This is a genomic window from Flagellimonas profundi, from assembly GCF_017313275.1.
GTDB classification, from domain to species: domain Bacteria; phylum Bacteroidota; class Bacteroidia; order Flavobacteriales; family Flavobacteriaceae; genus Flagellimonas; species Flagellimonas profundi.
Map to the genome: position 1 here is coordinate 172,804 of NZ_JAFLNM010000001.1, position 24,244 is coordinate 197,047.

At 41.9% G+C, this 24,244-nt stretch carries 18 protein-coding genes; 6 read left to right on the forward strand and 12 right to left on the reverse strand.

Going from position 1 to position 24,244, the window contains the following annotated elements; genetic code table 11:
* Positions 1-18 precede the first annotated feature (18 nt).
* The gene (locus J0654_RS00840) at positions 19-270 is read left to right on the forward strand and encodes a hypothetical protein (RefSeq protein ID WP_036383578.1); all 252 of its coding nucleotides are present in this window, start codon (positions 19-21) and stop codon (positions 268-270) included.
* Between the two features lie 19 nt (positions 271-289).
* Here J0654_RS00840 and J0654_RS00845 read toward each other — a convergent pair whose 3' ends face one another.
* From J0654_RS00845 to gcvT, 5 genes are all read right to left on the reverse strand, one after another.
* The gene (locus J0654_RS00845; protein ID WP_036383580.1) at positions 290-1,480 is read right to left on the reverse strand and encodes a site-specific integrase; all 1,191 of its coding nucleotides are present in this window, start codon (positions 1,478-1,480) and stop codon (positions 290-292) included.
* A gap of 116 nt (positions 1,481-1,596) precedes the next feature.
* A complete protein-coding gene (locus tag J0654_RS00850; protein ID WP_207025809.1) occupies positions 1,597-2,307 on the reverse strand; it encodes a YebC/PmpR family DNA-binding transcriptional regulator in 711 nt (236 codons plus the stop codon).
* 65 nt (positions 2,308-2,372) lie between these two features.
* Positions 2,373-2,660, reverse strand: coding sequence for a 4a-hydroxytetrahydrobiopterin dehydratase (locus J0654_RS00855; protein ID WP_207025810.1), 288 nt, complete (start codon positions 2,658-2,660; stop codon positions 2,373-2,375).
* Positions 2,661-2,709: 49 nt separating this feature from the next.
* Positions 2,710-3,528 carry a sugar nucleotide-binding protein gene (locus J0654_RS00860; RefSeq protein WP_207025811.1) on the reverse strand — a complete coding sequence of 273 codons (819 nt, stop codon included), beginning with the start codon at positions 3,526-3,528 and terminating at the stop codon, positions 2,710-2,712.
* A gap of 7 nt (positions 3,529-3,535) precedes the next feature.
* Entirely contained in the window at positions 3,536-4,624 is a 1,089-nt protein-coding gene (gene gcvT, locus J0654_RS00865; RefSeq protein WP_207025814.1) for a glycine cleavage system aminomethyltransferase GcvT, read from the reverse strand.
* A gap of 140 nt (positions 4,625-4,764) precedes the next feature.
* On the opposite strand from gcvT, the gene J0654_RS00870 reads away from it, so the two are divergent.
* A complete protein-coding gene (locus J0654_RS00870; RefSeq protein ID WP_207025815.1) occupies positions 4,765-6,381 on the forward strand; it encodes an aminopeptidase P family protein in 1,617 nt (538 codons plus the stop codon).
* Here J0654_RS00870 and thrC read toward each other — a convergent pair.
* The 3 genes from thrC to thrA are packed head-to-tail and all read right to left on the reverse strand — an operon-like array spanning position 6,378 to position 11,048.
* Positions 6,378-7,673, reverse strand: a complete 1,296-nt coding sequence (thrC, locus tag J0654_RS00875) for a threonine synthase (RefSeq protein ID WP_207025816.1) — start codon at positions 7,671-7,673, stop codon at positions 6,378-6,380. The two genes, J0654_RS00870 and thrC, sit on opposite strands and share 4 nt — an antisense overlap.
* A 3-nt stretch (positions 7,674-7,676) precedes the next feature.
* A complete protein-coding gene (locus J0654_RS00880; RefSeq protein ID WP_207025817.1) occupies positions 7,677-8,600 on the reverse strand; it encodes a homoserine kinase in 924 nt (307 codons plus the stop codon).
* Between the two features lie 3 nt (positions 8,601-8,603).
* Positions 8,604-11,048 carry a bifunctional aspartate kinase/homoserine dehydrogenase I gene (gene thrA, locus J0654_RS00885; protein WP_207025818.1) on the reverse strand — a complete coding sequence of 815 codons (2,445 nt, stop codon included), beginning with the start codon at positions 11,046-11,048 and terminating at the stop codon, positions 8,604-8,606.
* A gap of 259 nt (positions 11,049-11,307) precedes the next feature.
* Between thrA and J0654_RS00890 the strand changes: the two genes are divergently transcribed.
* Positions 11,308-12,843, forward strand: a complete 1,536-nt coding sequence (locus J0654_RS00890; RefSeq protein WP_207025819.1) for an NAD(P)H-hydrate dehydratase — start codon at positions 11,308-11,310, stop codon at positions 12,841-12,843.
* A 4-nt stretch (positions 12,844-12,847) separates the two neighbouring features.
* Here J0654_RS00890 and J0654_RS00895 read toward each other — a convergent pair whose 3' ends face one another.
* Together J0654_RS00895 and J0654_RS00900 are read right to left on the reverse strand one after the other, a co-directional pair.
* Positions 12,848-13,267 (reverse strand): STAS/SEC14 domain-containing protein, encoded by a 420-nt coding sequence (locus J0654_RS00895; protein ID WP_207025820.1) that lies wholly within the window; start codon positions 13,265-13,267, stop codon positions 12,848-12,850.
* A gap of 155 nt (positions 13,268-13,422) precedes the next feature.
* The gene (locus tag J0654_RS00900) at positions 13,423-15,981 is read right to left on the reverse strand and encodes an ATP-dependent Clp protease ATP-binding subunit (protein ID WP_207025822.1); all 2,559 of its coding nucleotides are present in this window, start codon (positions 15,979-15,981) and stop codon (positions 13,423-13,425) included.
* A 261-nt stretch (positions 15,982-16,242) separates the two neighbouring features.
* Here J0654_RS00900 and gyrA point away from each other — a divergent pair, with 261 nt between their 5' ends.
* Positions 16,243-18,771 (forward strand): DNA gyrase subunit A, encoded by a 2,529-nt coding sequence (gyrA, locus tag J0654_RS00905; protein ID WP_207025823.1) that lies wholly within the window; start codon positions 16,243-16,245, stop codon positions 18,769-18,771.
* Between the two features lie 53 nt (positions 18,772-18,824).
* Positions 18,825-20,087, forward strand: coding sequence for a tetratricopeptide repeat protein (locus tag J0654_RS00910; protein ID WP_207025824.1), 1,263 nt, complete (start codon positions 18,825-18,827; stop codon positions 20,085-20,087).
* 48 nt (positions 20,088-20,135) lie between these two features.
* Here J0654_RS00910 and J0654_RS00915 read toward each other — a convergent pair whose 3' ends face one another.
* Entirely contained in the window at positions 20,136-20,888 is a 753-nt protein-coding gene (locus J0654_RS00915) for a C40 family peptidase (protein WP_207025828.1), read from the reverse strand.
* A 20-nt stretch (positions 20,889-20,908) separates the two neighbouring features.
* The gene (locus tag J0654_RS00920) at positions 20,909-22,084 is read right to left on the reverse strand and encodes an acetyl-CoA C-acyltransferase (RefSeq protein ID WP_207025829.1); all 1,176 of its coding nucleotides are present in this window, start codon (positions 22,082-22,084) and stop codon (positions 20,909-20,911) included.
* Positions 22,085-22,197: 113 nt separating this feature from the next.
* Between J0654_RS00920 and J0654_RS00925 the strand changes: the two genes are divergently transcribed.
* Positions 22,198-24,234 carry an HD family phosphohydrolase gene (locus J0654_RS00925; RefSeq protein WP_207025830.1) on the forward strand — a complete coding sequence of 679 codons (2,037 nt, stop codon included), beginning with the start codon at positions 22,198-22,200 and terminating at the stop codon, positions 24,232-24,234.
* Positions 24,235-24,244 lie beyond the last annotated feature (10 nt).

Below are 24,244 nucleotides of genomic sequence, written 5' to 3' on the forward strand. Positions count from 1 at the left end.
AGAGTGTCGTAAAATTCAATGGGCAATCAAGTAAACATACAACCCCTTAATCTGACCGGTAAGGCGTTTTGCGAAAAGCTTGGTGTATCGTACAATGGCCAGATCATGCAGGCTTTACGGGATCTAGGATTAGTCAGTTTTTTCAAAGTTGGCAAAAAATACCTGTATGCTTATGAAGACATTTATTCGGTCAATCAAAAACTCAGAAAAGGGGAAATATCGATAAGAGTGGACAAAGGGTATTATATCACTATTAATGAAGTAGTTTAAGTATTGCATGAAAAGCACTTCAACCGAACAATCGATTCATTTCCTCTGCTTCTTCCTTATGGTAAAAATCTTTTAAATAATGCTGTGTGGTGGACAATTTGGTATGCCCCAATAGTTTGGAGATCATTAACAGCCCAGTATCTTTTTTTACCGCAAAGTCGGCGAAGGAATGTTTTGCCATATGCATATTTACCCATTTTCCTATTTCTGCTTTTTCACAGGCATTACGCAATGACCGGTTAATAGCATTATTGGCGATATATAATTTGTGTTCTATTTCTTCTGCATTTTTATTGTCCATTCCATAAAGGGGAGGAAAGATAAAAGTATTGTTTCTGCCTTTATAATTTTCTAGTATAGCCACAGCCTTAGGAGTCAAAGGCAAAGTTCTTTTTGCACCGGCTCTAGTTCTGGATTTGCCCATAGTATATACGATTTCATTTCCGGCAATATTTTCCCATTTAAGCTTGCATATATCAGAAAATCTCATGCCAGCTGTATAGAAGGAAAATAGGAACATGTCCCTGGCTTTGATCATCCCTTTGAATCTTACAGGGATTTCCAATTCTGAAAGTTTGGTGATTTCTTCAAAAGTCAATGAGTCTTTTTCAACATTCTCAGTTACTATTGTATAGCCTCTTATGGGATTTTCCTTTATAACACCCATTTTCATTGCTTTATTTAGAACTGCATACATTGACTTGAAATTCGAGGCGACGGTATTAATTTTATTCCCTTTTTCAAGCATCCATTTTTCATAATCCTTGGCGAATTGTACGGAAAGATCGGAGAATGAAACGTAGCTCGAGAATTTTTTTAGTTTTTGGATGTACTTCTGTTGTGTGTTGGCAGTGCGGATTTTACCTTTTAACCTAGCTTCATCGACTATTTGTTGATAGAAGTCCAAAAAAGAACTAGTATCATACTTCTTGTTATTCTTATAAAGAAGGAGCAAGCGTTTGGCCGAAATCCCTTTATTATTGTAATAGATTTGTTGAACAGAGATCAATAAGGATTGGAGATTGGCGTTCAGTTTTTCTTCAAGTGGATGCCTTTTTATTTTTTTCTTTTTGTCGTCCCACTGGTTTTTTAGTACGGATATTCCAGAGTCAATATACTGGACATCCTTTTTAGAAGTCTCAATTTTAAGTCTGATTAATTGGGTACCGTTCTTTTTTAAATAAGAGGAAAGATAATAGTTAAAATTCATTAGTTCGGTATTAGTTCGGAATATGCATAAATATAATGAAATATAAAGGATTATAAACAATAAAAGCCTCTATTGATATAGAGGCTTTTACGTGTATTTAAAGGGTGTGAGCGTATTTATTCCTGCATGGTGTGGTACACATTCTGTACATCATCGTCCTCCTCAATTTTCTCAAGTAATTTTTCCACATCGGCAGCTTCCTCTTCATTAAGTTCTTTGGTTACTTGTGGGATACGGTCAAAGCCTGAAGAAATGATTTCGACTTCCCTGGATTCCAATTCTTTTTGAATGGCCCCAAAATTTTCGAAAGGGGCGTAGATATGGATGCCATCCTCATCCACAAAAACCTCTTCGGCACCAAAATCGATCATTTCAAGCTCCAGCTCTTCAGGGTCGATTCCTTCTCCGTTAATAGTAAAGTTGCAGGTATGGTCAAACATAAACTCAACTGAACCTGACGTGCCCAAACTTCCATTGCATTTATTGAAGTAACTGCGAATGTTTGCAACGGTCCTGGTATTGTTGTCCGTTGCGGTCTCGATTAAAATGGCAATCCCATGGGGTGCATAGCCTTCGAAAAGCACTTCTTTGTAGTCACCCTGACTTTTGTCCGAAGCCCTTTTAATGGCACGCTCAATATTGTCTTTGGGCATGTTCACGGACTTGGCATTCTGAATCACGGCACGTAGCTTGGAATTGGCATCAGGGTCGGGACCACCTTCCTTAACTGCCATTACAATGTCCTTTCCAATTCTGGTAAATGCTTTGGACATGGCTGCCCAACGCTTCATTTTTCGTGCTTTTCTAAATTCGAACGCTCTTCCCATAAAATCTTAAATTCTGGATGAAGGCAAATTTAGCAAAAAAAGCACCTTTGTCAAGTTGAATATTATCAACCTTGGGCTACAATATTTTCAATGGTTTTTGCCAGGTCAATATCTTTTTGGGTAACACCGCCCGCATCATGCGTGCTGAGTTTTATGGAAAGACTGTTGTAGACATTTTCCCAATTGGGATGATGGTTTTGCTGTTCACATTCAAAAGCGATATGTGTCATCACGGAGAAAGCCTCTTTAAAGTCCTTGAAAGTGAACGATTTCTCGATCATTTCATCTTTTAGGGCCCAACCTGATAGATTTTTTAATGCCTCTTCAATTTCATTGGTGTTCAACTTCTTCATACATCTGTGTTTTTCTTAAAGTTAACCAATAACAAATGGAATGGAAAACTTATACAGGAAGATGATGTTCAATAATCTCTTGACAACTAATACGTAGGTTTTTCGGGAGAATATTGTCCTTGGGCAAAGCTGCTAAATATCGGTCTTCATTGGTGGTATAGACTCTTTTGTATATGGGATGATAATTTCCCAAATGATCAATGACCTCTTTGATGAATTCCTCGTGCTGGATGAGGTCGCTACTGCCCAAATGATAAATACCTGTTTTGTTCCTGTTGATGAGGTAATGGATTTGTTGTGTGAGCCTGTCGTCGTTGGTTACGTTGATGATCAAGTTCGGAAACACTTCAATAGGCTCGTTGTTCGCTATGTTTTCCTTGATTTCCTTGATTCTTGGCGACGAGTTGCCAAAGACCATGGGCACCCTCAAAATGGCGGATTTTCCTTTGGGTAACCGCATCATCATGTTCTCGATCTTGATTTTTAACCGACCATATACACTTAACGACAAGGTTTTGTCATGTTCGTACGATGGAAACTTGCTATAGGCATCAAACACATTGGCCGATGAAATAAAGTACAATTTGGCATCTGTCTTTACCAAATACTCCATCAAATGCTGATGTGCCTGTATCTGGGCAGGAAAATTTCCACGAAGCGCGGATACGATAATATCGGGTTTTACTTGCTCGAGCACCTGAAAAATATCATCCTCCTCCAGATCGTACCTTATAAATTGTTTGTTTTCGGCAAAAGAGCGGTTGGAATAATAGGTGCCGTAAGTATCAAAATAGGAGCAGAGTTCTTTGTATATGGCATTGCCAACAAATCCACTTGCTCCTAATATCAATATCTTTTTTTTATCCAAAGGCTAACTAGGTGTTTTTATAAAATGGGAGTTTTACTACGGTCGCCAAAACACTGTTTTTCCGTATTTTGATATGGATAGGTGTGTCAACTTTCGAAAATTCAGTAGTTACATAACCAAGTCCGATTCCTTTGGAAAGGGAAGGGGACATGGTACCAGAGGTCACTTTTCCAATTTCGTTGCCATCAGTATCCAAGATAGGGTATCCTGCTCTTGGGATGCCTCGCTCTTCCATTTGAAATGCGATCAATTTTCTTTTGGAACCTTCCGCTTTTTCCTTGGCAAAGTTCTCGCTGTTCACAAATTCCTTGGTGAATTTGGTGATCCAACCCAGTCCCGCTTCAAAAGGAGAAGTGGTATCATCAATATCGTTTCCGTATAGGCAGTAGCCCATTTCTAAACGCAAAGTATCACGTGCGGCCAAACCGATGGGCTTAATGCCATAGTCGGCACCAGCTTCCAATACTTTGTCCCACACTTGTTGGACCTCGGAATTTTTACAATAAATTTCAAATCCACCGGAACCCGTGTATCCCGTTGCTGAAATAATGACGTGCTCGACCCCTGCAAAATCACCTACAACAAAGTTGTAGAACTTGATGGACGATAAGTCTACCGAAGTCAAAGATTGCATGGCCTCCACCGCTTTAGGGCCCTGAATGGCCAGTAGCGAATAGTCATCGGAAATATTTCGCATCTCTGCACCGATGGCCTTGTTGTACATGGAGATATGTTCCCAATCCTTGTCAATGTTGGAAGCATTCACCACCAAAAGATAGGTTTCGTCCTTAATCCTGTAAATAATAAGGTCGTCCACGATACCTCCAGTTTCGTTGGGCATACAACTATACTGCGCTTTACCTACGGTCAATTTGGAAGCATCGTTGGTGGTCACTTTTTGAATAAGTTCCAAAGCTTTTGGTCCTTCGATCAAAAACTCGCCCATATGGGATACGTCGAACACCCCGACCGCCTTGCGAACAGTCTCGTGCTCAATGTTCACACCCTCATAAGAAACGGGCATATTGTAACCCGCAAACGGTACCATTTTGGCTCCCAACGCTTCATGCGTTTTAGTAAGTGCAGTATTTTTCATTGACTTTATTTTTAAGATGGGCAAATTTATAGAATTAATTGAGGATACCCTTACTTTAAGGTATTATGATTTTACTAAAACTACATCGATACGGTCGCTGCAATATGTCCAAAATTCGTATTTTGAAAAAAAATAAAAGCATGTCAAAATTAACCGTTAACCTTTTATCGGCTTTGTTTCTCTCAGCAATGGCGATATCACAGGATTTACCCACCGATTATTTACCTGCCGATTTCCATAAGGAAAGAAGGGATGCCGTGAGGGAGAAATTACCTCCCAACACCGCAGTAGTGCTTTTCGCCAACGCCGAACGAAATCGGTCAAACGATGTTGACTATGTGTATCATCAAAATCCTAATTTTTATTATTTGACCGGTTATAAGGAACCCAATGCGGTATTGATCATTTTTTCGGAAGAGCAGACAGATGCCTCTGGAAACACTTTCAATGAGATTTTTTATGTTCAGGAAAGGGATGCAAGAGCAGAGCAATGGACCGGTAAGCGATTGGGAGTTAAAGGGGTTAAGGATAAATTGAGCTTCAAAACCGTATATAATGGCAGTGAGTTTGAAAACTTTCCTTTGGATTTCACTTCATTTGATAATGTGTCTTTTGTGGATTTTCATAACGATTACCGCGATAAATCAGGTAAGGCAGATTTGTTTGATTTGATTAAGACCTTTAAGATAAAGACCAACTATCCTGCTGATTATAATCCTGTCCGAAACAATCTTTACAAGAGAATATCCTCTGCCAATTCCCAAAACAGCAATGATGTTGTAGAGACCATTGAGCGCTATCTGGAAAGTTATCCAGAGTTGCAGGACGATGAGATATTGAATGATTTTGTAGCGGCCAACAACGATGAGATACGAGATGAAATCAAAAACAAGGTACTCGTGATTCAACGTTCCAATAATTTGGATTCCAGTATTCTGCCAAAGGTAATGGCTGAATTACGTCAAGATAAAACCCCTGAAGAAATGAAACTGTTGAAAAAAGCCATTGAAATCTCAGCAGTTGGTCAAATAGAGGTCATGAAAGCCATGCACCCCAATATGTCCGAAACTGAAATACAAGGGGTACACGAATATGTATATAAAAGATATGGAGCCGAGTATGAGGGCTACCCATCCATAGTGGGAGGAGGGCACAACGGTTGCATACTTCACTACATTGAAAACAACAAGACCAAAGTGGGTGATGATTTGGTGCTGATGGACTTGGGGGCGGAGTACCATGGGTATACAGCCGATGTAACTAGGACCATACCTGCAAATGGGAAATTCTCGCCAGAGCAAAAAGCCATTTATGATATCGTATACAACGCCCAAGAGGCTGGGATTGCTGTAAGTGTGGTCGGAGCTTCATTCCGGGAGCCGCACAAGGCGGCATACGATGTGGTTGCCAAAGGATTGATGGATTTGGGAATTATAAAAGAATCCAAAGAGGCCAGAACCTATTTTCCGCACGGTACTTCGCACTATTTAGGGTTGGATGTGCACGATGCGGGTACTTATCAAGCATTCAAACCCAATCAGGTCATTACCGTAGAGCCTGGTATCTATATCCCAGAAAACAGTGATTGCGATGAAAAATGGTGGGGCATTGCCGTTAGGATCGAGGATGATATCTTGATTACCGAGGATGGACCCGTAAACCTTTCAGGATTGGCACCGCGGACTACCGAAGCCATTGAGGAGGTAATGAAGCAACCCAGTCCCTTGGACAGCTTTAAACTGCCCAAGTTGGATTAATGTTTCAGGAGGAATTGCTTTAATTCTTCGTAAGTGGCAATGTGATGTGATTTTTTGTCTTTGTCCATAACCTTCATAATCTGAGGAGGAATCGTTGGGCTAACCTCCAAGGTTTCCTCCACCACATCCAAAAATTTGACGGGGTGCGCCGTTTCCAAGAAAATACCATAGGTGTCGGGATGGGATTTTTGATATTCTTTTAGTCCCAAATATCCTACGGCACCATGTGGGTCCATAACATAGCCTGTTTTGGAATACACCTCTTTCATGATTGCCTTGGTGGCATCGTCCGTAAACGAGTGGGAGGACAGGCTTTCCTGTAGTTTTTCCAAATCATCTTGGTACAAATGCCTGATGCGGACAAAATTACTGGGATCACCCACGTCCATAGCATTGGATATGGTCGCGATGGAAGGCATGGGTTCGTACACACCATTTTCCATGAACTTGGGTACTACATCGTTTACATTGGTAGAGGCCACAAAATGTTTGACCGGCATTCCCAATTTTTGGGCCACCATTCCTGCACAGATATTTCCAAAATTCCCCGATGGCACGGAGAAGACAATTTCCTTTCCCTTTGATTTAGCCTGTTTATAAGCAAACAAAAAGTAGAACAATTGCGGCAGCCATCTGGCTACGTTGATACTATTGGCCGAGGTCAATTTTTTATGGTCCGTGATATCGGCGTCCAGAAAAGCGGTCTTGACCATGCGCTGGCAGTCATCAAAAACACCATCCACTTCCATGGCCTCAATGTTTTGACCCAAGGTGGTCAATTGTTTTTCTTGTATCTCACTTACTTTTCCGCTAGGGTAGAGAATGACCACTTTTACCCCATCGACCCCTAAAAAGCCATTGGCCACAGCACCTCCAGTATCCCCCGAAGTGGCTACGAGAACTGTTACATCTTGTTTTTCTCCTTGAGAGAAGTAACCGAGGCAGTTGGCCATAAAGCGTGCGCCAACATCTTTAAAAGCCATGGTCGGACCATGAAAAAGTTCCAATGTCGCCACATTTTCCTCGATATCGACCACTGGGAAATCAAAATCCAAGGTGTTCGTGATGATCTCTTTCAATGCATCGTCGGGAATGTCTTCCCTCACAAATTGATGAATGGCCCGAAAGGCTATTTCCTGATCGGACAGCTCTTCAATCTGTTCAAAAAAATCAGCAGGAAGAGGTGTAATGCTCTCTGGAAAATAAAGTCCCTTGTCCGGAGCGATTCCAGCAATGACGGCCTCTTTGAACGAAGCCTGTATATTTTGATTGTTTAGACTATAGAATTTCATGGATCAAGCAATTTTCTTTACGCCTTGGCTGTTTACTTTGGAAATATGTATATCGAAATCCACTCCAATGTTTTGATAGGTGTTTTTCATGGACTCTGCCACCTTTTTGGCGGTTTCCTCGCCTTTGCTCAAGGCAAAAATCGAAGGTCCCGATCCTGAAATCCCACTTCCCAGTGCACCTGCTTTTAAAGCATTGGCCTTAATATCGTCAAATGCTGGAATTAAAATGGAACGGATAGGCTCAACTATATAATCGTGCAGCGAGCGTCCGATAAGATCGTAATCATTTTGGAAAAGCCCTGCGACCAATCCGCCCAAGTTGCCCCATTGTTGGATACCCTGTTGCATGGAGATCGTGGTTTTTAAAATTTTTCGGGAGTCCGAGGTCTTGATCTCGATCTGTGGATGGATTACCGTGGCATACAATTCCGATGGTGTTGGTATCGGGATAATGTCCAGAGGTTCGTAGCTGCGGACCAAAGTGAATCCTCCGTAAATAGCAGGGGCAACATTATCGGCATGGGCCACATCGCTGGCCAGTTTTTCCCCTTGCATGGCAAATTCCACCAGTTCCAACTTGGAAAAAGGTTTGCCCAATAATTCGTTCATGGCCCAAACAGCCCCTGTAGAACTTGCAGCACTGCTACCAATGCCGCTACCGGGCTTTATGCGTTTGTCTATCTCAATTTCAAAACCACCATCATAATCACTCTTTTCCAATAGAGCCAAGCCTGCTACACCGGCAACATTGTTTTCCGTTTCCAGCGGAAGTTTCTGGCCCATTATTTTGGTAATGTGAATCCCTTTGTCGGAAGTTTTGCGCACTGTCATTTGATCTCCTACTGAATCCAGTGCCAATCCGAGTACATCAAATCCGCAGGAGACATTGGCTATGGTTGCTGGGCAAAATACTTTAATTTCCTCCATCCCTTAAAAATTTCCGATTCGAACGATATCCGCAAAGATACCCGATGCGGTAACATCGGCTCCCGCTCCGGCACCTTTTATGATCAAGGGTTGGTCAACATAACGGTCCGTGAAGAACAGCACAATGTTGTCACTTCCCTCCAAATTGTAAAAATCATGTCCTTTAGGTATTTGTTGTAGGCCCACTTTGGCCTTTCCATCTTCGAACTGTGCCACATATTTTAGTTTACTATCCGCTTCTGCAGCATCTTTGTACAACTTTTGAAAGTCGGCTTCGTATTTCTTCAGGCTTTCAAAAAATGCTTCGTTGGAGTCGGCCTCCAAGCTTTCCTTGGGCAGGAAGGCCTCGTTTTCGATATCCTCAATATCCAATTGATAACCGCTCTCCCTGGCCAAAATAAGAATCTTTCGCATCACGTCCACTCCGCTAAGGTCAATTGTAGGGTCAGGTTCGGTGTAGCCTTCTTCCTGTGCCTGTTTCACCACATCGTGAAAGGTAGTGGAATCATCAAACGTATTAAAGACAAAATTCAAGCTACCGGATAGCACCGCCTGTATTTTTCTCACTTTGTCCCCCGAGGCGATGAGATGTTTCAAGGTGTCGATAATGGGAAGTCCTGCGCCCACATTGGTCTCGAATAAATAAGGTGCATTGTATTGCTTCGCCAATTGTTTCAATTCCTTGTAATATTCATAATCCGAAGAGGATGCGATTTTATTGCAGGTGACCACGGATATACTATTCTTAAGGTAGCTCGAATAACTTTTGGAAACTTCGGCATTTGCCGTGTTGTCCACAAATATACTGTTGCGATAGTTCAGTGAGTTGATGCGGTCAAAAAACACTTCTTTGTCCGCCGGTTCACCAGAATCCAAGATGCTTTCCCAATCTTTAAGAGAAATTCCATTTTCATCAAAGGCCATTTTTCTTGAATTACTGATGCCTATGACACGAACGTTGAGCTTTAGCTCTTCCTTTAAATATTTTTTCTGTTGACGGATTTGCTGCAAGAATTTGGAACCTACATTACCAACGCCCATCACAAATAGGTTGAGCTGTTTGATGTTTTCCTCGAAAAAAGTCTCGTGCAACGAATTCAGGGCTTTTTTTACATCTTCCTTTTTAATGACGGCCGAAATGTTACGTTCGGATGCCCCTTGGGCGATGGCCCGAATATTCACATTGTTTTTACCAAGTGTGCTGAACATTTTACCGCTCAGACCTTGATGACTTTTCATGTTGTCACCAACCAGTGCAATAATGGTCAAATCTTTTTCAACGATAACAGGTTTGATCTTATTCCTTGAAATCTCATATTCAAAGGTCTCATTCACTGCCTCGGCCGCCAAATCCACATCTTCATCGGAAATACCCACACAAATGGAGTGCTCTGAAGATGCTTGGGTAATCAGAACAATACTGATGTTCTTGACCGAAAGTGTTTCAAAGAAGCGCTTGGATATTCCGGGGATACCTATCATGCCCGGCCCTTCCAGTGAAAGTAGACTAATGTTGCCTACATGGCTGATGCCGCGAACTGTTTTTCCATTTCCGTTATTGTTCTTAGCAATCAAAGTACCTGGGTTTTCAGGGTCGAAGGTGTTTTTAATAGCGATTGGAATAGCTTTGCCCAAAACGGGTTGAATGGTTGGCGGGTAAAGTACTTTGGCTCCAAAATGGGAAAGTTCCATAGCTTCTTGGTAGCTGATATGGGATACGCATTTGGCCTGTTTCACCAATTTTGGATTAGCAGTGTACATGCCGCTAACGTCAGTCCAAATCTCAAGAATATCCGCATCTATGGCGGCTGCGATTATAGCAGCGGTATAATCCGAACCTCCTCTGCCCAAAGTTGTCAAATCCCCGCTCTTACTGGAGGCAACGAATCCTGGTAAAATTGTTATTTGTTTTTTTGTGGATGCGAAATAGGTTTCACAATTTGCATTGGAAATGCTGAAATCTACATTGGCCTTACCAAAATTGTTGTCGGTTTTAATGAGTTCCCGACTATCTTTATAGGCAACGTCCAAACCTTCGGATTTTAGGAATTCGCTAATGATGAAGGACGATAACAGCTCGCCATAGCTTACAATTTTGTCGGAAAGTTTTGGGGTCAGTTCTCCGATCAGAAAAGCACCCTCCAGCAAGGTCTCCAAAATATTGAGTTCACTTTTCACCTTGCTCAGTGCCGTACTTTGTGAGGTAACGGGAATCAATTCCCTAATGGCGGAAATATGTTTGTCCTCAACTTCCTTGAGGCTGTCCTTGTAACTTACATCTTGCTCGGATGCCGAACGGGACGCTTTAAGAAGCAGGTCTGTTACACCTCCAAAGGCCGATACGACCACAGCTATTTGGTCATTTTTTTGATGGGCAAGGATGGATTTGACCTTATTTATATTTTCTGGATTGGCCACCGAAGTGCCTCCAAATTTTAAGACTTTCATAAAGAAATAGTGTTGAAAAAAAATTCTAAATAGATTAAAAAACGGACGGAATTATATATAGCAGACTTACCCCAAAGGGGTGGTAGTGGTAATAGTGAAGGTAGATGAAAAAGGATTCATCAAATTAAGGTTACTATCCGTTTGTTTTAACTTCATTGCTCTGAAATGAGGTGATAAATGTAGTACTTTTGTGTACTTCATCAAATCATTGGTGTTGTTTTTTGCGAAATCCTTATGAATAACCAATTTTTATTGCTGAATGAAAATATTTTCCGCCAAACAAATCTATCAAGCTGATAAATCCACAATCCAAAAAGAGCAGATAAAGAGTGAAGAACTGATGGAGCGAGCAGCTACACAGCTTTTCGAATGGATGCATTCCCGTTTGCGTGGTACCCAGGTCAAGATCCAGTTGTTCTGTGGTATTGGCAACAATGGTGGAGATGGTTTGGTGCTGGCCAGAAAATTGAATGAGCATGGTTATTCCATAAAAGTTCATGTGGTCAACTATAGCGATAAGCGATCGGAAGACTTCCTGCTAAACTTGGAACGGTTGAAGGATGGTAAGGTATGGCCGGACTTTATCAATGAAGAAAGTGAGTTGCCCAAGATTTCACCCAACGATATTGTGGTAGATGCCATTTTTGGAATCGGTCTCAACCGAGCTCCCGACGAGTGGGTGGGCAACTTGATCAAGCACATTAATAATTCCCGTGCTTTTACCTTATCTGTGGACGTGCCCTCGGGCTTGCCTGTTGATAGGGGTCCTTGGGAGCCTTCGTATGTAATCAATTCCAGCTATGTGCTGAGTTTTCAGGTGCCTAAATTGGTTTTCTTTTTGCCCCGAACCGGAGTGTATGTCAATCAATGGGAAATCCTTGATATTGGCCTTGACCAAGATTACATTTCCAATACAGAAACGGATTTTGAACTGATCGGACGCCCTGAAGTATTGCCCATGTACCGACCGAGGCTCAAATTTTCACATAAGGGCAACTATGGGCATTCGGTGATTGTTGGTGGTAGTTATGGCAAGATAGGTGCCGTGCAATTGGCCGCTAGCGCCTGTTTAAGTGTGGGTAGTGGTTTGGTTACCGCTTTTATTCCCAAATGCGGGTATAATTCCCTGCAAACCGCTATTCCGGAGGTCATGGTTTTGACAGGGTCTCGAGAAAAGAATATTTCAGGTATAGAAATTCCATTTGAGCCTTCTGTTATTGGAGTGGGAGTTGGTATCGGCCAAGATGATGATACGGTTTCGGCCTTTGGTGCTTTTTTGAAAAAGATGGGGTCTCCCATGGTGATAGATGCCGATGGACTGAACATTTTATCCCAAAACCCTGAAATGCTCAGGGATGTTCCCGAGTTATCGGTTCTCACCCCACATCCGAAGGAATTGGAGCGATTGATCGGGCACTGGTCTTCCGATTTTGAAAAGTTGGAAAAAGCCAAAATTTTTGCTGCTCAATACAATTTGATAGTAGTGATCAAAGGAGCCCATACAGTTACCCTTTTTAATGGTAAAGGTTATGTAAATACAACTGGAAACCCTGGTATGGCCACGGCAGGGAGCGGCGATGTGTTAACAGGTATGATCACCGGGCTTATTGCCCAAGGCTACTCATCTATTGAAGCTGCAATATTTGGAGTTTACCTGCACGGTTTGGCAGGTGATTTGGCTACAAGTTCAAAGGGTTATGAGGCGCTCAAGGCATCTATAATTGTGGACTATATTGGGAATGCCTTTTCTGAACTATTCCGTCAACCTGAAGTGGAACAGAAAGACAATGGCTAGTTTTTTAGGCGCTATTTCTTCCTTTTTTAGGTTTAAGTCTTTTTTGCACCCAAGCCAAAGCATTGTCAAACTCTATAAAAAACTCCATAGGCTTTTTATAAAACATTTTCTCAATATTGAAATTATGCATGTCTATCTCCTTTTTGGAGACGATGGCGAAAGCTTTGAGGTTGTCCATACCTCTGAGGTAATTATATACGGTCGGATCTACGGCGTATGAATTTTTTCTTAAGCTGATATAGGCGAAATCCTTATCCCTAAAATGGATTTCCGATATACCTATCATTTGGTAAGCTCTTTCAAGAGTAATGGTGGTACCTTCATCAAAAGAAGCAACCATATAATTTTGGTAAACCTGAACGGTTCCTATATCGAGTTGATACTCGCGTACCACTACGGTCTTCTTTTTAGAAGTTATTTTCATTCCCAAGTGTAATTATAGCGTCTCGTCTACGAAATTATATGGTAATGACAGTGAACGAAAAAATAATAGATTAAACGCTAAAATATCGTATGTATGGTAATTTCAAAGCATAAAAAAAGCTGACTCACGTCAGCTTTTTTTTGGTTTATTGTAAATTACTTTTCGGCTTCGGGTGATTTCTCGGCCTTTTTTATTTTGATGGTGAGCTCTTCTTTCTTCTCGTCCAAGTCCATAAAAATGCTATCACCTTCTTCCAATTTGGAGTTTACGATTTCTTCTGCAAGCGCATCCTCAATATACTTTTGGATGGCCCTCTTCAGTGGTCGTGCTCCATATTGCTTATCGAAGCCTTTGTCGGCAATATAATCTTTGGCTTTATCTGAAAGACTCAAATCATAACCGATTTCCTTGATTCTCTTGTACAATTTGTTCAATTCGATATCGATGATTTTGTGGATGTCCTCTCTTTCCAAAGAGTTGAAGACCACTACATCGTCTATTCTGTTCAGGAATTCGGGTGCAAATGCTTTTTTCAACGCATTTTCGATCACACTTTTCTGGTGACTGTCCGCCTGTGCTTTTTTGGCCGCAGTTCCGAAACCAACGCCTTGTCCAAAATCCTTCAATTGTCTTGCTCCGATATTGGAGGTCATGATAATAATTGTATTCCTAAAATCTATTTTACGACCTAGGCTATCGGTCAGGAATCCATCGTCCAATACCTGCAACAACATGTTGAAGACATCTGGGTGTGCTTTTTCCACCTCATCCAATAATACTACGGAATAGGGCTTGCGACGTACTTTTTCCGTCAATTGTCCACCTTCTTCGTATCCTACGTACCCAGGAGGCGCACCTACCAATCGCGATATGGCAAATTTTTCCATGTATTCGCTCATATCTATACGTATCAACGCATCTTCGGAATCAAAAAGTTCCTTGGCCAAGATTTTGGCCAATTGGGTTTTACCAACTCCTGTTTGACCCAAGAAAATAAACGAACCAATAGGTTTGTTCGGGTCTTTAAGACCGGCACGGTTACGTTGGATGGCTCTTGCCACTTTGGATACAGCTTCATCTTGGCCGATGACGAATCCTTTGATGAGGTTGGGCAGTTCGGCCAATTTGTTGCTTTCAGTTTGTGCTATTCTGTTCACTGGGATTCCGCTCATCATGGAAACTACATCGGCTACATTGTCTTCTGTAACGGTTTCCCTGTGCAGTTTACTTTCTTCTTCCCAGCGTTCTTGTGCGGAAGCCAATTCTTTTTCGAGACGTTTTTCATCGTCCCTGAGCTTGGCGGCTTCCTCGTACTTTTGCTTTTTAACGACACTGTTCTTTAGTTCACGAACATCTTCCAGCTGTTTTTCGAGCTCCAAAATTTGTTTCGGAACGTCCATGTTAACAATGTGTACTCGTGACCCAGCTTCATCCAAGGCGTCGATTGCCTTATCCGGTAAAAAGCGGTCCGTCATATAACGGTTGGTCAATTTTACACAGGCCAAAATGGCTTCGTCGGTATAATTTACATTGTGGTGCTCTTCATACTTGCCTTTAATGTTCATCAAAATCTCAATGGTCTCTTCTACAGAGGTAGGCTCAACCATTACTTTTTGGAATCGACGTTCCAATGCACCATCTTTTTCTATGTATTGTCTGTACTCATCGAGCGTAGTGGCTCCGATACATTGAATCTCGCCCCTTGCCAATGCGGGTTTGAACATATTGGAAGCGTCCAAGCTTCCTGTTGCGCCACCTGCACCAACAATCGTATGGATCTCATCAATGAACAGGATGATGTCGTCGTTCTTCTCCAACTCGTTCATTACTGCCTTCATGCGTTCCTCAAACTGGCCACGGTATTTGGTGCCGGCAACCAATGAAGCTAAATCCAAGGTTACCACACGTTTGTTGTAAAGTATTCGGGAAACCTTCTTGTTGATAATGCGCAATGCCAAACCTTCGGCAATGGCACTTTTACCCACACCTGGTTCACCAATCAGTAATGGGTTGTTCTTTTTCCTTCTACTCAATATTTGGGAAACACGCTCAATTTCCTTTTCTCTGCCCACAACGGGGTCCAATTTGTTCTCTTCGGCCAAACGGGTAAGGTCCCGCCCAAAATTATCCAAAACAGGGGTCTTGGATTTTTTGCTTCCTTTCTGGGAAGCACTTCCAGAGCCGAAAGAACTTTCTTTACTATCTCCCATATCGTCTGTGTCCCCAGGGAAGGATTCCGCTTGGGGTGTGTCTATGTAGTCATCGTCACTGGTGATCATGGATTTGAACTGTTCCTTGACATTGTCGTAGTCCACTTTCAATTTGTGCAATAACTTGGTTGTTGGATCATTCTCGTTCCTAAGGATACAGAGCAACAGGTGCGCTGTATTGATGGAAGAACTTTGGAAAAGCTTTGCTTCCAAAAACGTGGTCTTCAAAGCCCGTTCCGCTTGGCGGGTCAGGTGAAGATTCTTCTTGTCCTTCTGAATTGTTCCGGTATTAGGGTTCGCTGGACTCAGTATTTCCACCTTTCTACGCAGGTGGTCCAAATCCACATCGAGTGCATCCAATATATTTATGGCCTTGCCATTTCCGTCTCTTAAAAGACCTAGCATCAGGTGCTCAGTACCAATAAAATCATGGCCCAGTCTAAGGGCTTCTTCCTTGCTGTATGCTATAACGTCCTTTACGCGGGGGGAAAAATTATCGTCCATACGTTTCTTTTTCAGCAATTAAAATTAATAAAACTATTGTTACGGTGGTCAAATACCGTACCCTTATTCGATAAAGTAGTGGTAAATGTCGGAATATTTACCATTTTCTGACTATTTAACAAAGCTTTATCACCACATTTTTGATAATACCTGCAATGTTGATAATTTTTTTAATAAAGTATTCGCAAAGCGTTATAGAGGCTGCTATTTTCTGTATATTGCCATGATAATTTAACCACAAAAAAACAATAATAAATAAGCATGGCGGAAGGAGAAAAGTTAATTCCCATTAATATTGAGGATGAGATGAAATCTGCCTACATTGATTATTCAATGTCGGTCATTGTGTCACGTGCCCTGCCAGATGTTCGTGATGGTTTAAAGCCTGTTCACCGAAGAGTGCTCTATGGAATGCACGATTTGGGAGTCAGGTCCAATAGTTCGCATAAGAAATCTGCCCGTATTGTTGGGGAGGTATTAGGTAAGTATCACCCCCACGGTGATTCTTCAGTATATGATACCATGGTACGTATGGCCCAAGAATGGAGCCTTAGGTACATGCTTGTGGATGGTCAAGGTAACTTTGGCTCCGTAGATGGCGATAGCCCTGCGGCCATGCGTTATACCGAGGCCAAAATGCGCAAGATTGCAGAGGAGATGTTGGCCGATATCGATAAGGATACGGTAGACCATCAACTAAACTTTGATGATACCATCGAAGAACCAACGGTACTGCCTACCCGTATTCCCAACTTGTTGGTGAACGGAGCTTCTGGTATCGCCGTGGGTATGGCAACCAATATGCCACCCCACAACTTGTCGGAAGTGGTAGATGGTACGGTAGCTTATATAGATAATTATGACATAGAGATCGATGAGCTTATTACACATATTAAGGCTCCTGATTTTCCTACAGGTGGGATCATTTATGGGTACGACGGTGTAAAAGAGGCTTTCCATACAGGTCGAGGCCGTGTGGTAATGCGTGCCAAGGCAACCATCGAGGAGGTTCAGGGCAAAGAATGCATTGTCGTTACCGAAATCCCGTATCAGGTGAACAAGGCGGACATGATCAAAAAGACTGCCGACCTGGTCAACGATAAAAAAATAGAAGGGATATCCAACATTAGGGACGAGTCCGATAGAAATGGAATGCGTATCGTATATATATTAAAGCGTGATGCCATTCCTAACATCGTACTCAACATGTTGTACAAGTACACGGCCCTTCAATCCTCATTTAGTGTCAATAATATTGCATTGGTCAATGGTAGACCTGAACTATTGAACCTAAAGGATATTATCCACTATTTTGTGGAGCACAGGCACGAAGTTGTTGTTCGCAGAACCAAGTTCGAACTGAAAAAAGCCGAGGACCGTGCTCATATTCTGGAAGGACTTATCATTGCTTCCGATAATATTGATGAGGTAATTGCCATCATTAGAGCTTCTTCCAATGTTGAGGAAGCCCGTAACAAATTGATCGAGCGCTTTAAACTAACGGAGGTTCAGGCCAAGGCCATTGTGGAGATGCGATTGCGCCAACTTACAGGTCTGGAGCAGGACAAATTGCGTGAAGAACATGCCGAGCTGTTGAAGACCATAGAAGATTTGAAAGACATTCTTGATAAAAAGGAGCGTAGAATGCAAATCATAAAAGATGAGCTTCTGGAGGTCAAGGAAAAGTATGGTGATGACAGAAGGTCAGAAATCAACTATGCAGGAGGGGATTTGAGCATTGAGGATATGATTCCTGATGAGCAAGTGGTGATTACCATTTCCCATGCCGGTTATATCAAAAGAACGTCCCTTACAGAGTATAAGACCCAAAATAGGGGAGGAGTCGGACAAAAAGCATCGTCTACCAGAAACGAAGATTTCTTGGAACATTTGTTTGTGGGTACCAACCACCAATATATGTTGTTCTTTACCCAAAAGGGAAAATGTTTCTGGATGCGCGTATTCGAAATTCCTGAAGGAAGCAGAACATCCAAGGGTAGGGCCATCCAAAACTTGATCAATATTGAACAAGATGATAAGGTAAAGGCCTTTATCTGTACCCAAGATCTGAAAGATGAAGAATACGTCAACAGTCACTTTGTGATCATGGCGACCAAAAAAGGTACGGTCAAGAAGACTTCATTGGAGCAGTACTCAAGACCTCGTCAAAATGGTATCAATGCGATAACCATTCGAGAGGGTGATGAATTGTTGGAAGCTAAATTGACGACCGGTACCAGTCAAATATTCCTAGGACTTAAGTCCGGAAAAGCCATTCGCTTCGAAGAATCCAAAACAAGACCGATGGGAAGAAACGCTTCCGGTGTAAGAGGTGTAACTTTGGCAGATGATAATGATGAAGTGGTTGGAATGGTATCTGTTCACAATTTTGAAGATGACATTCTTGTAGTATCCGAAAGAGGTTATGGAAAACGCTCCAATATTGAAGACTATAGAATCACCAATAGGGGTGGAAAAGGGGTGAAAACAATTTCCATTACCGATAAGACCGGAGGTCTTGTGGCCATCAAAAATGTAACCGATACGGATGATCTGATGATTATCAACAAATCGGGCATTGCCATCCGTATGGGGGTTGAAGATCTTAGGGTGATGGGAAGAGCCACACAAGGGGTTCGTTTGATCAATCTAAAGGATAATGATGCCATTGCGGCAGTTGCCAAAGTGATGAAGGAAGATGACCCTGTCGATGAAGCCGATATCAGGGATATCGAAGTAAAAGGAGAAGATGGCACGGCTATTGATGATAATACGGACGAAAAAGAATAATTAAGTAGATATAAGCAATAAATCGATAAATACTAAATAATTTCAATTTTAACATGAGAACAAGAATATTAATACTATTAGCCTTAGGAGTATCCACTATGGGGTTTGCCCAGAAGGATGAGATGAAGACGGCGGAAAGGGCTTTGAAGGACGGTGATGCAGCAGCTGCAAAAGCTGCTTTGGTAAGCGCTGCCTCCCTAATCGATTCGGCCAAGGAAAAAGATCAGGCCGAGTATTATGCACTTTTAGGGAATGCGAACTACGAATTGGCAAAGAAAGGAGATGCATCTTCCTACGAGTCTGCATTGGAGGCTTACAAAAAAGTAATTGCTGTTGAAGAAGCAAGCGGAAAGTCTAAATATACTTCCGTTGCCCAAGAGAAAATGGGACAAATGACAGCTGATTTGGTCAACTCTGCAGTAGAGGACAACAACAACAAAAAGTTCAGTGAAGCTGCCGAGAAATTGTACCTGAGCTATACATTGAGCCCAAAGGACACTGTTTATCTCTATTACGCTGCAAGTAGTGCAGTAAACGGTCAGGACATGGAAAAGGCCCTTCAATATTACAAAGAACTGAAGGATCTTGACTACAATGGGGAATCTGTAACCTATACAGCGGTGAATGTGGAGACCGGAGAAACCGAGAGCATGGATAAAGCCACTCGTGACCTTTATGTAAAGGCTGGAACACACAAAGATCCAAAAGAAGAGGTGAGCCCATCCAAAAAACCAGAAATCGTTAAGAACATTGCTTTGATTTATCAGCAAATGGGAGAAAATGAAAAGGCAATTGAAGCTTATGCCGATGCCAGATCAGAAAATCCAGACGATGTAAACTTGGTTTTGGGAGAAGCTAACTTGTACTATGCTATTGGAGATAAGGAAAAATTCAAGGATTTGATGGGGCAGGCATCTGCAATGGCTCCCGACAACCCAGATTTGTTGTACAATATCGGTGTGATCAATATGGAGCAAGGTAACTTGGAAGATGCTAGGGATGCCTATAAAAAAACGTTGGCCATTGACCCAGGTTACATCAATGCCTTGTTGAACCTTTCCACAACTTATGTGAACGAGGGGAACGGCCTTATTGATGAAATGAACGTATTGGGAACTTCTAAAGCTGACATTGCAAAATACGACGAGCTTAAGGAGAAGAAAGATAGCTTGTTCAGAGAAGGAGCAGCTGTTTTGGAAGATGCGCTTCAGTCCAACCCGGACAACGAAAGTATCTTGACCCAGTTGAAAAACATTTATGGAGCTTTGGGAGACAATGAGAACTTCATGAGAATCAAAAAGCTTTTGGGAGAATAATCAAGTGTTCTTCCTAAAAAAAAGCCCCGATACGTTCGGGGCTTTTTTTTATATCACTTTTTTTATGACCCGTAATTGATGGGTATATAGTTTTTCCTCGGAATTAAATATACCGGTGTGGTCAATTCTATCAATACGGACATGGCCGTTTACGTGGATAATGTAATTGTCCTTTAAAATAATGCCAACATGGTCTATAATACCTTCGTTGTCATCAAAAAAGGCTAGATCACCAGGCTCGCTTTCTTCAATAAAACTTAAGGCTTCTCCTTGCTTTGATTGTTCCTCGGCAGTTCGGGCCAATGTGTATCCATTGATCTTGTACACCATTTGGGTAAACCCGGAGCAATCGATTCCGAACGGAGTTTTTCCACCCGCTAGATACGGAGCCTTTAAATACATGATAGCCGTATCCACCAAACTGTCCTTGGGGTTTTTATCGGTAGAGATATGGCCCTCGAATGTATGTTCCAACAATTCAGGGGAGTTGATCATGGAACCCATTATAATGGGTTGTAACATCCCATCCCTTGTACAGATATGTGATACAACATCCGAACATATTTTTTGAGGTTCTAGGGCTTCAATATGTTTATAAACATCTTCTGCAATAAGTTTAAGTTGGTTGTTTGGTATCCAGCCTTCAAAATTGTCATAAGCCGTTCTGATCCTGCTCCACTTTTTCCTGGCCTCAAGAACCTTAAAATGCTCCCCGTACAACAATTGGGATGACATTTCGGCACAATCGTCCGGATTTGTTCTAATGGGAACAATACTTAGAGGACAAATTCCATATTGCATTTACTGTACAGATTGAATCACTAATTTCTTTCCAAAACAATGGATGAAGCTCCACCACCACCATTACATATGGCGGCAGCTCCCAATTTGGCATTGTTTTGTTCCAATATATTCAACAATGTTATGGTAATTCGCGCTCCTGAACAACCCAAGGGATGTCCCAAGGAAACCGCACCACCATTTACATTGACATTGGAGTCGTTTAGCCCAAGAATTTTCATATTGGCCAGACCCACCACCGAAAATGCTTCATTGAATTCGAAAAAGTCAATATCCTCAATGGATACTCCTGCCCTGTCCAATGCTTTTGGGAGTGCTTTTGCAGGGGCTGTGGTGAACCATTCGGGCTCCTGGGCCGCATCGGCATATCCTTTAATGGTAGCCAAAGGTGTCAAGCCAAGTTCTTTGGCTTTTTCTTCGCTCATCAGCACAACTGCCGCAGCACCATCGTTTATGGTGGAGGCGTTGGCAGCGGTAACCGTCCCATCTTTGGAAAAGGCAGGCCTTAAAGCGGGAACTTTTTCCAGTTTTACGTTTTTAAATTCTTCATCTTCATTCACTACAATAGCTTCTCCTCGGCGCTGGGGTACTTCAACTGGAACTACCTCGTTATCGAATTTGCCGTTCTTCCAAGCTTCAGCAGAACGTTTATAGGATTGAATGGCATAGGCATCTTGGTCTTCTCTACTAAATTTATATTCTGTAGCACAAGCATCGGCACATACGCCCATGGCATTCTGGTCATAAGCATCTACCAGACCATCTTTCTGCATACCATCAATCAATGTGGAAGGGCCAAATTTGGTTCCCTTTCTCATGTAGGCATAGTGAGGAATCAAGCTCATGTTTTCCATACCCCCGGCAACAACTATGGAGTTTTCGCCCAAAGCAATGGATTGCGCACCTTGCATGATGGTTTTCATTCCAGAGGAGCACACTTTGTTTACCGTTGTACACGGCACGGTATTGGGAATGCCTGCGAAAATTGCAGCTTGTCTCGCTGGTGCCTGACCTGTTCCGGCCTGCACTACATTTCCCATCAAAACTTCCTCGACAAGTTCAGGTTTTAGACCTATTTTATCCAAAGCTCCTTTTATGGCCACAGCACCCAATTTTGGGGCGGGAACGCTGGATAGGGCTCCCATAAAACTTCCAATAGGTGTTCTTGCGGCAGAAACTATAACTACTTTTTTCATATGTGCATTTTTACTCCTGCGAAAATACTAAATTTAAATGCAAAGCGATAAGGAACTTGGGCAACGTACTTCTTATATATATTTTCTATTTTTGAAGCTAACAGTTTTATGGAATGGGAAAAACCTTGGATAATGTATACAAACATCAATCACTGGTCTACAAGTATTTCCTGTATGTGGTATCGGTAGCCCTGATTGTATTTTTTTTCCCAAAGGGAGGCAAGTTTAAATATGAGTTTCAGAAGGGGAAGCCTTGGCAGTATGAGAATTTATATGCGCCCATAGATTTTTCGATAAAAAAGACCCAAGAGGAGATTCAAGAGGAGCAATCCTCGATTCGAACCAATAAAACAGATTACTACACTTTTAATGCTTCGCTCGTTTCCGATGTAAAAAATGAGGTTTTGGAAGAATTGAACACCATTTTCCAATCCGGAGACTTTTCTTCATCGGAGCGACAATCCCTTAGAAATATTTCCGAAGCCGTTGTTGATGAGGTCTATGTGCATGGTGTTTTTCAAAATTTGCCCCAATCAGAATCCACGGTCGTAGTGCGGAACAACGAGGCACAACCCATTGCTCCGAGCGATTATTTGAGTCTTGAACAAGCAAAAAAAAATATTACAGAGCTTTTGTCGGATGCAACTGTTGATGGTTCGGTACGTCTTCAGTCCATTATCAAAAATAGTCTTAAGGCCAATCTTTTTTATGATGAGGTACTTACGGAAAGTGCGTTGAACGATGAGCTCTCCAAAATTTCATATACCCGGGGCGAGGTAGACCAAGGCAAACTGATTATTGCCAAGGGGGAGATTGTGGAGAACGAGGATTTTAAAGTATTGAACTCCCTCAAAGATGAATATGAGTCGGAACTATGGATGGGGAGCAACTACTATTTTATATTATTGGGGTACACCATTCTGGTGGCTTTGGTGCTCATAATGCTGTTTTTGTTTTTGAAACGATACAGGAACGGGATTTTTCAGAACAACAACAAGGTCACTTTTATTTTCTTCAATATTTTATTGATGGTCCTTGCTACCACCCTTATGGTAAAACACTACGAAAGCTATATTTATATGGTTCCGTTGTGTATTCTTCCCTTGATATTGAAAAACTTTTTTGATGCACGGTTGGGATTGTTTGTGCATGTGTTAACGGTATTGATTCTTGGTTTTATAGTGCCCAATAGTTTTGAATATATCTTTTTACAGATCATTGCGGGCATCGTTACAATTCTAACGGCTTCAGAACTGTATAAGAGAGCGAATCTCTTTATTTCTGTAGGACAGATTACGTTGATATATATCGTGGGATATTTTGCTTTCCACGCCATCCATGAAGGTAACTTGGAAAACATTGAATGGATTTTGTTCGGTGTATTTGTTTTGAACGGCCTGTTGACCCTTTTTGCCCAACCGCTGATTTATATGTTCGAAAAAATCTTTGGACTTGTCTCTGATGTGTCGTTGTTGGAACTGTCCGACACAAATTCCAAATTGCTCAAAGAACTTTCGGATAAAGCGCCAGGAACATTTCATCATTCCTTGCAAGTTGCCAACCTTGCGGAGGCTGCAGCCAATGAAATAGGAGCGAATGCCATGCTGGTCAGGGTAGGGGCATTGTACCATGATATTGGTAAAATGGAGAACCCGACTTATTTTACGGAAAATCAAATAACCAGTGTTAACCCTCATGATGACCTTCCACCAAAAGAGAGTGCTAAAATTATCATAGATCATGTTATCCACGGTATTGAGATAGCCAGGAAAAACAATTTACCTGATCGTGTAATCGATTTTATCAGGACTCACCATGGAACAACTACGGTCTATTATTTCTATAAAAAACAACAAGAGTTGGATCAAGAGACGGCTGTGGAGGATTTTAAGTACCCTGGCCCAATACCTTTTTCCAAAGAAACGGCAATTTTAATGATGTCGGACGCTGTTGAGGCTGCCTCCAAGAGTTTGAAGAACCCTACATTTACCATAATTGACGAGTTCGTAGAGAAGATAGTAAAAGGGCAAATGCAGGCCAACCAGTATTTAAATGCCAATATTACGCTTAAGGAAATAGAAATGGTTAAAAAAGTACTTAAGCAAAAGCTTACCAACATCTATCATTTAAGGGTGGAATATCCTGAATAGCAGAGGAGTG

Coding starts and splice junctions, on each gene's coding strand:
- J0654_RS00840 (WP_036383578.1), top strand. CDS start 19: ATGGGCAATCAAGTAAACATACAACCCCTTAATCTGACCGGTAAGGCG.
- J0654_RS00845 (WP_036383580.1), bottom strand. CDS start 1,480: ATGAATTTTAACTATTATCTTTCCTCTTATTTAAAAAAGAACGGTACC.
- J0654_RS00850 (WP_207025809.1), bottom strand. CDS start 2,307: ATGGGAAGAGCGTTCGAATTTAGAAAAGCACGAAAAATGAAGCGTTGG.
- J0654_RS00855 (WP_207025810.1), bottom strand. CDS start 2,660: ATGAAGAAGTTGAACACCAATGAAATTGAAGAGGCATTAAAAAATCTA.
- gcvT (WP_207025814.1), bottom strand. CDS start 4,624: ATGAAAAATACTGCACTTACTAAAACGCATGAAGCGTTGGGAGCCAAA.
- J0654_RS00870 (WP_207025815.1), top strand. CDS start 4,765: ATGTCAAAATTAACCGTTAACCTTTTATCGGCTTTGTTTCTCTCAGCA.
- thrC (WP_207025816.1), bottom strand. CDS start 7,673: ATGAAATTCTATAGTCTAAACAATCAAAATATACAGGCTTCGTTCAAA.
- J0654_RS00880 (WP_207025817.1), bottom strand. CDS start 8,600: ATGGAGGAAATTAAAGTATTTTGCCCAGCAACCATAGCCAATGTCTCC.
- thrA (WP_207025818.1), bottom strand. CDS start 11,048: ATGAAAGTCTTAAAATTTGGAGGCACTTCGGTGGCCAATCCAGAAAAT.
- J0654_RS00890 (WP_207025819.1), top strand. CDS start 11,308: ATGAAAATATTTTCCGCCAAACAAATCTATCAAGCTGATAAATCCACA.
- J0654_RS00895 (WP_207025820.1), bottom strand. CDS start 13,267: ATGAAAATAACTTCTAAAAAGAAGACCGTAGTGGTACGCGAGTATCAA.
- J0654_RS00900 (WP_207025822.1), bottom strand. CDS start 15,981: ATGGACGATAATTTTTCCCCCCGCGTAAAGGACGTTATAGCATACAGC.
- gyrA (WP_207025823.1), top strand. CDS start 16,243: ATGGCGGAAGGAGAAAAGTTAATTCCCATTAATATTGAGGATGAGATG.
- J0654_RS00910 (WP_207025824.1), top strand. CDS start 18,825: ATGAGAACAAGAATATTAATACTATTAGCCTTAGGAGTATCCACTATG.
- J0654_RS00915 (WP_207025828.1), bottom strand. CDS start 20,888: ATGCAATATGGAATTTGTCCTCTAAGTATTGTTCCCATTAGAACAAAT.
- J0654_RS00920 (WP_207025829.1), bottom strand. CDS start 22,084: ATGAAAAAAGTAGTTATAGTTTCTGCCGCAAGAACACCTATTGGAAGT.
- J0654_RS00925 (WP_207025830.1), top strand. CDS start 22,198: ATGGGAAAAACCTTGGATAATGTATACAAACATCAATCACTGGTCTAC.